A 12,389-nucleotide genomic window follows, 5' to 3' on the forward strand; every position below is an offset into this window, starting at 1 on the left:
CGGTCGGCCAGGACCGTGGATGCTTAGCGCTCCCCCGCCTCGTGCGCCTTCCGCGCCCTTCGCGACTCTTTCGCCTCACGCGCCAGCTCACGAGCGGTTTGCGGATCCAACCCGGTCACGATGCGCGCCACCGCAATGACCAGGAAGAGCTGGCCTGTGATCGCCTCGGCGATCGCAACGCTCTGCAGCACGGGACCCGATGGCACAAGGTTGCCGTATCCCGTCGTCGTCAGGGTGGTGAACGAGAAGAACACCTGGCTCCCTAGCGAGTTGATCTCCCCCGTACCGAAAATCGATTCTTCGGCCAGCAGCGCGGCGAAGTTGTAGACAAACGTGAACCACATTCCAATGAGGATGTATGCGGAGATTGCCGCGAGCAGGGCCTGACCGTCGATAATCCGCCGCCGTAGCTGGTGGATCACGATCGCAACGGGCGCCGCCAGATACGCCGCTGCCGATATCCCCGACAGCGTGAGGTCGAGCCACCGCCCGCTGGCGCCGGTTATCCCCACCACAAGAACCCCGACAACGGCGACCGCCACCAAGGTCCATCCAATCCGCCGGATGGCTCTGCTCATGTGTGCGACGCGCAGCACAACCGCGACCGCGACGAGCTGGATCACCAGCGCCGCAGCGCTCGGGTTGGGTGTCGTCTGGGCAGCGCAGAACGCGTAGGAGGCCATGATCATGACGACCACCAGCAAATACCCCGCTCGCCATACGCCGGGCTCGGGATCCTGAAGAGATGAGACTAGCGAACGAGGTATCGCTGAGTCGCCTTCCGGTATGCCTGTGGCCATCAGGCGGCCTCTCCTTCGAGCGGGTTACTTGCGAATGGACGCTCCGCGCTCGCGAAACAGCTCGCCAGCGAGGTACTTCAATCCCGTGTCGACCTGCACCGTGACGACGGTGGAACCGGGCCCGAGACGGGTGGCGACCTGTTCCGCTGCCACCAGATTGGCGCCGGTCGACGGGCCGGAGAACACGCCCCACTCCAACGCTGCCGCCCGCGCCTTGGCGAACGCGTCGGCGGTGGATACGGCGATCACCTCGTCGAAGTCGGCGGGCGTCAGCTGCGGCGGCACGAATCCAACGCCTCCGCCCTCGATCCGGTGGGTTCCGGCAGGGCGACCGGAGATTACCGCAGATTCATCCGGCTCCACCGCGACGAGGTGGATGTCTGGCCACGCCGCCCGTAGCGCTCTGGTCACGCCGAGGAAGCAGCCCGCGGTGCCGATGTAGCCGCAGTACGCGTCTGCGGACGGCAACGCGGTCACGATCTCTCGGCCCATCTGCTCGTATCCGTGCACCATGTCACGGTTATTGAACTGATCGGTCTGATACGCGCCGATTTCCTTGCCGATTTCGGCGGCGCGGGTTCTGAGCGTGGTGATCAGATCGGCGGTGATGCCCGTGGGCGAGGGAATCACCTCCAGCTCGGCCCCGAACGCCTCCATCGTTCGCAGCTTCTCCGGCGCGAACGCATCGGATGTCACGATGCGCAGCGGGTGCCCGGTGAGTGCGCAGACGAGGGCAAGGGAACTGCCGGTACTGCCGCCGGTGTACTCGACGACGGTCTGCCCTGGCGCCAGTCGCCCGTCTCGCTCCGCCTCCTGAACCATCGCCAGCGCCATGCGGTCCTTGTACGACCCTGTCGGGTTGCCGCCCTCGAGCTTGACCCAGATCTCGCCCCGACTCGAGTCCGTGGGCAGCTGAATGAGTGGGGTGTTGCCAATCGCATCCAAGACGCTCATGACCGTGACGGTACGCCCGCTCTGGCAGAAACGAAAGGGTGGGGAGTGCGCACAAGCCGCACCTCGGTCAGACGGCAGCGATGACGAGGGTCGTGGCGCCCCAGAGGCACCAACCGACCAGCAGCGCGAACCCAAGCAGCCACACCGGAGAGGGAACGCGGGTGCGCCGAAACAGGATGTACGCGTCGGAGGTTTCGAGCGCTCGCCGGCGCGAGGTGTGGACGCTGACCACGGTCGCCAGACCCCGCACGGCGCCGACCAGCAGCGCGATGCCGAGCACGAGCATGGCGTACCCCTGAACTTGCGGATCCGTCCACACCCACAGGGCAACCGAGACCGCTGCGGATGCCGCCACCACCAAGAACCCGACAACGTTCCGGATGAAGATCAGTGTGAGCAGGATGACGATGGTGCCCACCGCGAGGGCGGCGCTGGTGTAGCCGGTGAACACCGTCCAGAGCAGCCCGTAGCCGACCAGCGCCGGCGCCGGATACCCGAAGAACGCGGAGAACACCGAGGAGAAGCCGCCGCCGAGTGACACCGTGGAACCGGAATGGTCACTGCGCACGTGGATGCCGGTCACCCGGCGACCGGTCACCAGGGCGCCGAACGCGTGTCCCAGCTCATGGACCAGGGTCGTGAAGAGGCCGAACCACCGCCACGTGACCCGTGGGATCGACAGTGCGATGGCCGCGGCGAGGATCAGTATGAGGGTGAGCGCGGGGACCTGCAGCGGCTCGACTTGGCCGAGGAAGGTCGGGATGTCGAGTTGATCGAGGAGCGGCATCCGGACGGTCAGCGCTGCATCACGACGATCATGCTGACTGTGACGACCAGCCCGATGACCAGAAACAGAGTTCCGGCCACGCCCAGCGCGATGGGGGTCTGGGTGCGCTGCCCGAGGCTCGTGCCCTTACGCTCGCGCTCCGCGCGGGCGAGCTGCGCGATGTGGTGCCGCTTGGTCAGCAGCCAGATGCCGAACGAGATGGCGATCACGCCCCAGACGAGGGCGAAGATCTGGCCGGGTTCCATTCCTCAACTCTGTCACAGTCGAAGGAGCGGGTTGCGCGCTGCTGCGGCAGCGGTAACCCGCGGGCACCGCAGGCCAGCCCGCAACCCGCTGGAGCGTCGCCGGCATCGAGGCCCACTCCTGACGCTCAGCTGTGCACAGCGACGATGGATCGGGCCCGTGGAGGACCGGATGCAGCGGCTGTTCGCGCGCCCGCGCGCCCAACCTGCCGCATACGGGTACTGTCGTTCCGGCCCTAAATACTGTAAGGAATCGAATGGTACTGCCCTGGAAGCTGCACGGCGACGGCAAGAACGTCGCCGCCTCGGAAATCGTCTACCCCGAAGAACGCCTGAGCTGGTTGCGCACGATCGGGTTCGGCGGACAGCACGTCGTCGCCATGTTCGGCGCGACCTTCCTGGTTCCGGTGATCACCGGCTTCCCGCCGGCCACCACCCTGCTGTTCTCCGGCATCGGCACCCTGCTGTTCCTGATCATCACGCAGAACAAGCTGCCGAGCTACCTCGGCTCCTCGTTCGCCTTCATCGCGCCGATCCTGGCCGCGACTGAGGCATCCGGCGGACACGGCGTGGCGCTCGGCGGGATGATCCTGGTCGGCGCCCTGCTCGCTGCCGTCGGGCTGATCGTGCATCTGACGGGCACCCGGTGGATCAACGCGCTGATGCCGCCGGTGGTCGCCGGCTCGGTCGTGGCGCTGATCGGGTTCAACCTGGCGCCGGCCGCGAAGAACAACTTCGAGGCCTCGCCGCTGGTGGCGCTGATCACCCTCGCCAGCGTGATCCTCGTCACCGTGCTGTTCCGCGGCTTCATCGGCCGACTCTCGATCATCATCGGCGTGCTCGTCGGCTACCTCGCCGCCGTGCTGATGGGCGAGGTCGACTTCAGCGCTGTCGACGACGCACCCTGGGTCGGTCTGCCGACCTTCACCGCCCCCATCTTCGACGGCCAGTACCTCGCGCTGTACCTGATGTTCCTGCCGGTGGTGCTCGCCCTGATCGCCGAGAACGTCGGTCACGTGAAGGGCATCGGTCAGCTGACCAACCGCAACCTCGACCCGCTGACCGGGCGCGCCCTGTTCGCGGACGGCCTCGCCACCGTGCTCTCCGGCCTCGGCGGCGGATCGCCCACCACCACCTACGGCGAGAACATCGGCGTGATGTCGGCGACCCGAGTGTTCTCGACCGCCGCGTACTGGGTGGCCGGCATCGTCGCGATCCTGCTGGGGCTCTCCCCCAAGGTCGGCGCGATCATCTTCACCATTCCCGAGGGTGTACTCGGCGGGGTCACCACCGCGCTGTACGGTCTGATCGGCATCATCGGCGTGCGCATCTGGGTGGAGAACCGGGTTGACTTCGGCAAGCCGAAGAACCAGATGACCGCCGGCATCGCGCTGATCGTGGCGATCGCCGACTTCACCTGGAACGCCGGCGCGTTCACCTTCGGCGGCATCATCCTCGGCACTGTCGCGGCGATCGTGGTCTACCACGTGATGAACGGCCTCGGCCGGCTACGCGGCACCGACGACGCCGCGACCGAGCCAGAGAAGGTCGCCGCGCGATAACCGCGCACGTCTCGATTCTGTAGCTGGCGGATGCCGGTTGCCGCACACCTCGCGGCAGCCGGCATCCGTTCGTTAAATCCGGCCAATCCGGCTCTTCACAGTTGAGGGCGTAGTCGCTGGTTGGATGGTGGCTGGCGCGTCGGTCCCGGGGTAGGTGTCGAGGTCATCCGAGGATGGAGGTTCCTACGCCGCCCATCTGGAAGACCTCGACGTGCCTGACGCTACCCGCTCAGATCGGTCAACGGCGCACCCGATAGCGCAGGTGAAGCACCCGGTTGCCCTGAATCACCACGTCAGGTCCCTCCAACAGGTGCTGCGCGTGGACCGACCCGAAGTAGCGCTTGCCGGACCCGAACACGACGGGTACGACGTCCATGCGCACCTCGTCGACCAGGCCCGCGGCAAGCACCTGGCCACCGACGTCGCCGGCGGCTACCTCGACGATGCGGTCACCCGCGAGCTCCTGCGCCTTGGCCACGGCTGCTTTGACGCCGTCGACGAAGTGAAACGGCGCCTCGGGGTCCCAGCCCTCGGGCTTCGGCCGGTGCGTCACCACGACCACGTGGTCGATCCCGCTTGGAGGCTTCCCGTCCCAGCCGTCCGTCATGTCGAAGACGTGGCGGCCCGCGATTGTCGCCCCGATCTGGTCCCAGTACGGCCGGGTGTAGTCGTAGGACGCCTGTGACACCTTCAACTCGCCGCTCTCATCCAACGGCACGTCACCGCTGAGCAACCAGTCGAACAGCGGTCCGGGCTGGTCGTTCTCGTCCGCGATGAAGCCGTCTACTGACACCGAGCTGTACATGACTACCTTGCCCATGGGCGCTCCTCTGCTTGGGGGATGCCCTCAGGTTAGAGTCCTCTGCTTGGAGGATGCCCTCAGGTTAGATTTCGTGGGCTGTCGCTCTTTTAGGAAATCAATCGGTCGGCAGCGGCCAGCTGTCCAGTACGTGGCCGGGATGTTCGCGCAGGAAACCGCCGCCGGACTTCGACACGCCCACAGTATCGCCGACGCCCCGCCCCGAGTACACCCGGCATTGTGAAGAGCCGCCAATCCACGCACTCGTCGTCGGCAAATGCGGTCGTGAATGTGGTTATCCCCATCGACCCATCCGCTCGCCGGGGTTACTTTGCTGTCGTTGGCGTGTTTTGTTCCGCCACCAGGAGACCTGGGCTTCGATCCCGCGCGTCCGCGCTCTCCTGTTCGAAGCCGCTTCTCCTGCCAACTCGATGTCAAAGGAGAAACCAGTGAGAACCCCCACGGCATTACTCGCCGTCACTGCCACGGTCATCGCGTCATTCGGCGCGGCCGCCGCAGCGCAGGCGGCAGACGACCACCGGTCAGATGTGCCGCCGCCGGGCGATTCTCGCGTCCTCGCTGACGGACTGATGACCCCGCTCAGCTTGGGCGTGAACCGCGACGGCGACGTCTTCGTCAGTCAGGACTTCGCCGGCAAGCTCACCAAGGTCGACAGTGATGGGCACAAGACGGATATCGCTCAAGCCGGCCCCGACCGGTCGCTGGGCGCGGTATCCACGCGCGGCGACACCGTCTATTTCGTCGAGACCGCGAACGACCACACCTACTCGAAGCTGATGTCGGTGAGCTCCGACGGCGGCGACACCGAAGAGGTGGCAGACCTGTACGAGCACGAAGCCGACGAGAACCCCGACCAGGACAACACCTACGGGTTCGTCGACCTGCCCGACAGCTGCGCCGACCAGATCGACCAGACCAAGTTCCCGTTCATCCCGGCGACGTACGACGGAGTGGTGGACACCAACCCGTTCGCCACGCTGCCGCTTGAGAACGAAATCTACGTGGCGGATGCCGGAGCCAACGCGATTCTGCGGGTGAACCACGACGGCACCGTGGAGACGGTGGCGGTGCTGCCGCCTCGCGACCCGATCGAGACGACCGCTGAACTCGTCGCGTCGGTCGGCTACCCGGAGTGCGCGATCGGCTACGACTACCGCTTCGAACCGGTTCCCACCGACGTGGAGCTCGGCCCGGACGGCTGGCTGTACGTGACCTCGCTGCCGGGAGGCCCGGAAAGCGACATCCTCGGCGCGCGCGGTTCGGTCTTCAAGGTGAACCCGGACGACGGTGACATCGAGCTGGTCGCGGACGGCTTCGTCGGGGCAACCAACCTCGCCGTGTCACAGCGCACCGGAACGATCTGGGTGACCGAACTGTTCGGCGGAGACAACGACAAGGGCCAGGTTTCTGTGATCCCTGCCGGATCGGATGATCCCGAGGAGTACCTTGACCTGCGCTCCCCCGCCGCGATCGAACTCCGTCACGGTTCGTTGTACGTCACCACGGACGCCTTCGTGCTGGACGCGAGTGGCGCACCGCAGCCGATCGGAACGGTAACCGAGGTACCGCTCGGTGGCGACGGGCATTCGGAATGACTCCGGAGACCACTGATCGCGTCTAAGCGGCCTTGACCTGCGCAATCGCGTGCTCGGCGGCAACCCAGGCCAGCATCGCGCACTTGACGCGCGCGATGTACCGGGACACTCCGCCGAGCACCGCGGCGTCGCCGAGTAGGTCCTCGTCTGGTTCGATGGTGCCGCGGGAGCGCATCGCGGTGCGGAACACGTCGATCCGCTGCTGCAGTTCTGGCATGCTCAGGCCGTCTGCCATCTCCACGAACAGCGACGCCGACGCCTGCGAGATGGCACAGCCGTGGCCCTCCCAGTGCACATGCTCCACCGTGTCGGTGCCGGGGGTCACATGCAGCTCGAGGGTCACCTCGTCACCACAGGTGGGGTTCACCTGATGCGACTGGGCGGCGGCGCCTGGCACCAGGCCGTAACCGTGCGGATGCCGCGAGTGGTCGAGGATCAGTTCCTGGTACAGGCCCTGCAGTTCTGATGAGGTCACGCGTGTGCTCCGAAGAAGTCAACGGCGTCGGCGACGCCAGCAATCAGTTGGTCGACTTCGTCGTCGGTGGTGTATAGGTATGCGCTTGCCCGGGTCGATGCGGTGACCCCGAGCCTGCGGTGCAACGGTTGCGCGCAGTGGTGCCCGACCCGCACAGCGATGCCTCGGTCATCGAGGAACTGGCCGACATCATGCGAGTGGATGCCGCGCACGTCGAAGCTGGCGAGGCCCACTCGCTCGCGGCCGACGGCCGGTCCGAGCAGACGAACCGTGGGGATCTCTGCGAGTCCCTCGGCCAACCGGTGACCGAGCCGTGCCTCGTGCGCGGCAATGCGGTGCATGCCGATCCCGTCGAGGTAGTCGACGGCCGCGGCCAGCGCGATCGCCTGCGACACCTTCTGGGTGCCGGCCTCGAACCGTTGCGGCGCGGGCAGATACTCGGTCTGCTCCATCGTGACGGTGGTGATCATGGACCCGCCGGTGAGGAACGGCGGCAGTGCGTTCAGCAGGGCGCTCTTGCCGTAGAGCACGCCGATGCCGGTGGGTGCGAGCATCTTGTGGCCGGAGAACGCCGCGAAGTCGACGTCGAGGGCTGCGACATCCAGCGCCAGATGCGGGGCAGACTGGCAGGCGTCCAGTACGGCGATCGCGCCGACCGCGTGCGCCCTGCCGATCAGCTGCTCAACCGGGTTGATGCTGCCGAGCACGTTCGATACGTGCGTGAATGCCACCACCTTGGTGCGGTCGGTGATGATGCGGTCGAGGTCGTCCATCCGCAGCGCGCCGTCGTCGTCGACTGGGATGAAGCGCAGCGTCGCCCCGGTGCGTGCCGCCAGCTCCTGCCACGGGATCAGGTTGGCGTGGTGCTCCATCTCGGTGGTGACGATCTCGTCACCCGGCCCGATCCGGAGCGCCGCCGCAGCCTCGCCACCGCGGCCGAGGCTTGCGTTCGAGATGCCGTAGGCCACGAGGTTGAGTGCCTCGGTGGCGTTCGAGGTCCACACCACCTCGTCGTCGGATGCTCCGATGAAGCGGGCAACCCGGGAGCGGGCGTCCTCGAAACTCTCGGTGGCGAGCGCGGCCAGGGTGTGCGCGCCGCGGTGCACCGCAGAGTTGTGCACCTCGTAATACTCCCGCTCGGCGTCCAGCACCGTGCGCGGGTTCTGCGAGGTTGCCCCAGAGTCCAGGTAGACCAACGGATGCCCGTTGACCGACTGCTGCAGCAAGGGGAAGTCCTGCCGAATGACACGGAGCTCGGCGCCCGTGAGGGGCGCTGCCGACTCCGTGCCTTCAGCGGCGATGCTGGTTTGGATGCTCATCGAACGACTTCCGGCTTGGTGCTGGCGGGACGGCTGCTGGGACTACTTCGCGGCTGCGGCTACGTCGCCCGCGGGGGCGAGGTCGGCGAGGGTGCTGGCGAGTACCTCGTCGAGCGACGCGGTGGCCTGCTCCGGCGTGAAGTTCTGCGCGAGCGCGAGCTCCGACTCGAGGATCTGCCGAGCCTTCACCAGCATCCGCTTCTCGCCGGCGGAGACTCCCTGATCCTGGTCGCGGCGCCACAGGTCGCGAACCACTTCGCTGACCCGGTACACGCTGCCGCTGGCCATCTTCTCCTGGTTCGCCTTGAACCGGCGAGACCAGTTGGAGGCCTCCTCGACGAACGGCTCACGCAGCACGGCGTACACGGCCTGCAGGCCCTCGTCGTCGATCACGTCGCGCACGCCCACCAGTTCGGCGTTCGCGATGGGCAGCTTGATCATCAGTTCGCTCGTGTGCACCCGCAGCGTCATCGCCTCTTTTTGCTCACCCTTGACGGTGATCGTCGAGAGTTCGGTGATGGTGACCGCGCCGTGGTGCGGGTAGACGAGGGTTTCCCCAACGGTGAAATTCATCTCAGATTTTCCTTTGTTCTTCTTCTTCAGGCGTGCGACAGGCGAGTACTGCGGGTTCAGAGTGCTTGGTTGATAACTACGTGGTGAGCAATTCCTCCTGCGGATCAAGCAGCCACGGGGGTAACAAGCCGACGAGCTGATCGACCAGCTCGTCGTCAGAGACATCCGTCTCGCCGCGGATCCACGAGCTCAGCAGGGTCATGACTCCGCCGGCCACATAAGTGGCGACCAGGTCGGGCTTGACGCCGGAGGGCACATGCCCCGCCTCGATCACGGTTCCGGTCAGGCGGTCGGCCAATACGCCGACGCTCTGCTCGAAAACGCCCCTGGTGAGAGGCAGTTCGAGCACGGTCGAGTACAGCTGGTAGTTCTCGAGCAGGTGGGCGACCAGCGTGCTGTAGCCGATGCGTGCGGCGGCGGGTGGGGCAATGAGGTCGTCTCGGCGCAACTCGGCGCCCGACTCGGCGATCTCGGTCAGCTGGATGCGCAGAAACTCGGTCGCGAGCTCGTCAAGGCTCGCGAAGTGCGCGTAGAAGGAACTACGGCTGACCCCGGCGGTGCGCACGATGTCGGTGACCGACAGGCCGTGGCTTCGCTCGGATGTCTCGGACATGAGTTCGGTCACGGCCGCGAAGATCCGGCGCCGGGTTCTCTCGGCACGCGGATCCGGCGTGGGCCTGGCTGCGACCGGCTTACGCGTAGTGTCCTTCCCCTGCACAGTGGACCGCTCATCAGGGGAAATCATCCGCACAAGTCTAGCACGTTTCTCGAACACTTGTCCGAAAAATCCGGTCAGCGTGGTAGGAGTGGGCTCGCCTCCAGATTTCGCAGCAGGTCGGCGACATCCTCATAGACGGCAATTGCGCCGGCGTCGACCAGATCTGCCCGACTGATGCCGCCGCTCAGCACCCCGACGCAGGGCACCCCGGCGCGCGCCGCGGCGACGACATCCCACACCGTGTCGCCCAGCATGACCGCGTGCCCTGCCGATACGCCGGCCTTGCCGAGGGCCGCTCGGATGATGCCGGGATCGGGTTTCGCCTGGTCGACGTCCTCCGCCGAGGTCACCGCGAAGACCGCGTCGCCGGCATCCAGCACAGCGAGCAGCCGCTCCAGTTCATCCTGGGGTGCAGAGGTGCAGAGAACCGCGCGCACCCCCAGCGAGTCGACAGCGCTAAGCAGCTGCCGCGCCCCGGGGAAGGTGCGAAACCGGACGGCCGAGGCGGTCAGGTACTCGGCATGCAGGCGTTTCGCCCGGTCCCCCGTGTTGGTCCGGTCGTCACCGAGCACGGCGTCGAGCAGTTTGTCGGAGTCCATCCCGATCGCCCGGTGGATCCGCCAGGCGTCGACCGGATGCCCGACCTCGTCGAATGCGCGCTGCCAGGCGTCGACGTGCAGGTAGTTGGAGTCGACGAGCGTGCCGTCGATGTCGAACAGCACGGCCCGCACACTCCCTTGATCGTCCACCACACAGGTCAGGGTACGCGCGCAGGCCGGTGGCTCGCGAGGGGGCATTTGCGCCGCCAATCCCGCGGCATAGGCTCGATAGATGGGAGCTGTCTCACTTAGCCTGGTCCGTCACGGTGAGAGCACCGCCAATATCGCGGCGACAACCGCAGAGGCGGCGCGGGCTGAGGTGATCGACGCCCCGCTGCGGGATGCCGACGTGCCCCTCAGCCAGGTGGGCGCCGCTCAAGCGCTCGCCGTCGGCGACTGGTTGCGCGGCCTGCCCGACGACCAGTTCCCCACCGCCCTCTGGTGCTCCCCGTACCTGCGGGCCGCGGACACCGCCCGGCTGGTCTGCGAGGGGCAGCGCGCCCCGCTGCCGGTGCGCGTCGACGAACGTCTGCGCGACCGGGAACTGGGCATCCTCGACGCGCTCACCACGGTGGGCGTCGAGGCGCGACTGCCGATGGAGGCGGCACGCCGGCGCCGGCTGGGCAAGTTCTATTACCGGCCGCCGGGCGGCGAGTCCTGGGCGGATGTCGCGTTGCGGCTGCGGTTCGTGCTGGCCGACATCGACAGGGAGCACGACGGCGGCCGGGTGCTGCTCATCACGCACGACGCCGTGATCACGCTGGCCCGATACATCTGCGAGAACCTGTCGGAGGCGCAGGTGCTCGAGCTTGCCAGGGCCACTCCGCTGCTGAACGCCTCGGTCAGCCGGCTGCTCCGGCCATCCGGCGCGGGCGCCTGGCAACTCGACTACTACAACCGGGTGGAGCACATCCAGCGGTCCGAAGCGCCCGTGACCGTGCACACCGGAGACCGCGATGTCTTCCCGCGCTGAGATCATCACGCCCACCCTGCTGCGCGAGTGGGACCTGCCGAGCGGGGCCGCCTCGAAGTACGACCGCGGCCAGTTCCTGCTGGTCGGTGGCGCCCGCCGCGCCCCGGGGGCCGCCGCGCTCGCCGGCCTTGCCGCGCTGCGGGTGGGCGCGGGCCGGCTGACCATGGCGGTCGGAGAGTCAGTAGCGGTGGCCCTTGCCGTCGCCGTACCGGAGTCCGGCGTGATCGGGCTCGCCGAGACGCCGACCGGATCGGTCCGCGGGATCAGCCACGAGCAGCTGACCGACGAACTGCAGGGCGCGAATGCCGTGGTGATCGGCCCCGGCCTCGACCACCCCGGCGAGACCGCCGCACTGCTGCGCGCCCTGGTAGCCCAAGTCGGTGAGGATACCCGCATCGTGCTGGACGCCTACGCGCTTGGCGTGCTGGCGGATGTCGCGGACGAGACCGCCGTCTGGCGCGACAGGCTCGTGCTCACCCCCAACCTGACGGAGGCCGCCTGGCTGCTCGGCCGTGACATCGACGACCTGCGCACCGACCTCGGTGAGATCGCTGACCGCTATGGCGCAGTCGTCACCTGCTTCGGTTCCGTCGCCGCGCCGGACGGACGGCTGTGGCAGGTGGGCTCGGGGCAGGCGGGCCTCGGCACCTCCGGCAGCGGAGACGTGCTCGCCGGGGCGGTCGGGGGCCTGCTGGCGCGGGGCGCCAGCGTCGAACAGGCGGCGTGCTGGGGAACTCACCTGCACGCGGCTGCGGGCGACCGGCTCGCCGCACGGATTGGCCCCACCGGCTTTCTCGCGCGGGAACTGGTGGCTGAGCTGCCGACCGTGCTGCTGGAGCTGGGGCAACGCGTCTGACCGGCAGGCGTGACGCCACCGTCATCCGGTTAAACCCTCGACCTTGACACACCGGTGGGTCTACTCTCAGGCAACGGGCTGCTGCCGCGCAGTCCACACTCACAACGCAGTGGGAG

Annotated in this window: 14 protein-coding genes; 4 read left to right on the forward strand and 10 right to left on the reverse strand. The window is 67.3% G+C overall.

Annotated features, from left to right (window positions below; translation table 11 throughout):
- Positions 1-23 precede the first annotated feature (23 nt).
- The 4 genes from HCT51_RS07680 to HCT51_RS07695 all read right to left on the reverse strand — a co-directional run bounded on the left by HCT51_RS07680 (position 24) and on the right by HCT51_RS07695 (position 2,786).
- The gene (locus tag HCT51_RS07680) at positions 24-800 is read right to left on the reverse strand and encodes an ion channel (protein ID WP_166872184.1); all 777 of its coding nucleotides are present in this window, start codon (positions 798-800) and stop codon (positions 24-26) included.
- Between the two features lie 24 nt (positions 801-824).
- On the reverse strand, positions 825-1,754 hold the full coding sequence (locus HCT51_RS07685) for a PLP-dependent cysteine synthase family protein (RefSeq protein WP_166872179.1): 930 nt from the start codon (positions 1,752-1,754) through the stop codon (positions 825-827).
- Positions 1,755-1,821: 67 nt separating this feature from the next.
- Positions 1,822-2,541, reverse strand: a complete 720-nt coding sequence (locus HCT51_RS07690) for a M50 family metallopeptidase (protein ID WP_166872176.1) — start codon at positions 2,539-2,541, stop codon at positions 1,822-1,824.
- Between the two features lie 8 nt (positions 2,542-2,549).
- The gene (locus HCT51_RS07695) at positions 2,550-2,786 is read right to left on the reverse strand and encodes a hypothetical protein (protein WP_166872173.1); all 237 of its coding nucleotides are present in this window, start codon (positions 2,784-2,786) and stop codon (positions 2,550-2,552) included.
- A gap of 254 nt (positions 2,787-3,040) precedes the next feature.
- Here HCT51_RS07695 and HCT51_RS07700 point away from each other — a divergent pair, with 254 nt between their 5' ends.
- Positions 3,041-4,345 (forward strand): uracil-xanthine permease family protein, encoded by a 1,305-nt coding sequence (locus tag HCT51_RS07700; RefSeq protein WP_166872170.1) that lies wholly within the window; start codon positions 3,041-3,043, stop codon positions 4,343-4,345.
- Positions 4,346-4,583: 238 nt separating this feature from the next.
- Here HCT51_RS07700 and HCT51_RS07705 read toward each other — a convergent pair whose 3' ends face one another.
- Positions 4,584-5,165 carry a dihydrofolate reductase family protein gene (locus HCT51_RS07705; RefSeq protein WP_166872168.1) on the reverse strand — a complete coding sequence of 194 codons (582 nt, stop codon included), beginning with the start codon at positions 5,163-5,165 and terminating at the stop codon, positions 4,584-4,586.
- A 428-nt stretch (positions 5,166-5,593) separates the two neighbouring features.
- Between HCT51_RS07705 and HCT51_RS07710 the strand changes: the two genes are divergently transcribed.
- Entirely contained in the window at positions 5,594-6,760 is a 1,167-nt protein-coding gene (locus tag HCT51_RS07710) for a ScyD/ScyE family protein (protein ID WP_166872166.1), read from the forward strand.
- 22 nt (positions 6,761-6,782) lie between these two features.
- On the opposite strand, the gene sufU is transcribed toward HCT51_RS07710, so the two are convergent.
- The 5 genes from sufU to HCT51_RS07735 all read right to left on the reverse strand — a co-directional run bounded on the left by sufU (position 6,783) and on the right by HCT51_RS07735 (position 10,597).
- Positions 6,783-7,235 (reverse strand): Fe-S cluster assembly sulfur transfer protein SufU, encoded by a 453-nt coding sequence (gene sufU / locus HCT51_RS07715; protein WP_166872165.1) that lies wholly within the window; start codon positions 7,233-7,235, stop codon positions 6,783-6,785.
- Positions 7,232-8,554 carry a cysteine desulfurase gene (locus HCT51_RS07720; protein WP_166872162.1) on the reverse strand — a complete coding sequence of 441 codons (1,323 nt, stop codon included), beginning with the start codon at positions 8,552-8,554 and terminating at the stop codon, positions 7,232-7,234. The genes sufU and HCT51_RS07720 overlap by 4 nt, the downstream gene beginning before the upstream one ends.
- Before the next feature lie 42 nt (positions 8,555-8,596).
- Entirely contained in the window at positions 8,597-9,127 is a 531-nt protein-coding gene (locus HCT51_RS07725; protein WP_166872158.1) for a CarD family transcriptional regulator, read from the reverse strand.
- Between the two features lie 76 nt (positions 9,128-9,203).
- A complete protein-coding gene (locus tag HCT51_RS07730) occupies positions 9,204-9,872 on the reverse strand; it encodes a TetR/AcrR family transcriptional regulator (RefSeq protein ID WP_166872152.1) in 669 nt (222 codons plus the stop codon).
- A 47-nt stretch (positions 9,873-9,919) separates the two neighbouring features.
- The gene (locus HCT51_RS07735; RefSeq protein ID WP_224760730.1) at positions 9,920-10,597 is read right to left on the reverse strand and encodes an HAD family hydrolase; all 678 of its coding nucleotides are present in this window, start codon (positions 10,595-10,597) and stop codon (positions 9,920-9,922) included.
- Between the two features lie 79 nt (positions 10,598-10,676).
- Here HCT51_RS07735 and HCT51_RS07740 point away from each other — a divergent pair, with 79 nt between their 5' ends.
- Together HCT51_RS07740 and HCT51_RS07745 are read left to right on the forward strand one after the other, a co-directional pair.
- Positions 10,677-11,417 carry a histidine phosphatase family protein gene (locus tag HCT51_RS07740; protein ID WP_166872146.1) on the forward strand — a complete coding sequence of 247 codons (741 nt, stop codon included), beginning with the start codon at positions 10,677-10,679 and terminating at the stop codon, positions 11,415-11,417.
- Positions 11,401-12,273, forward strand: coding sequence for an NAD(P)H-hydrate dehydratase (locus HCT51_RS07745; protein ID WP_166872144.1), 873 nt, complete (start codon positions 11,401-11,403; stop codon positions 12,271-12,273). Before HCT51_RS07740 ends, HCT51_RS07745 begins: the two co-directional genes overlap by 17 nt.
- Positions 12,274-12,389 lie beyond the last annotated feature (116 nt).

Origin of the sequence: Salinibacterium sp. ZJ450 (assembly GCF_011751885.2) — a bacterium.
Lineage (GTDB): Bacteria > Actinomycetota > Actinomycetes > Actinomycetales > Microbacteriaceae > Ruicaihuangia.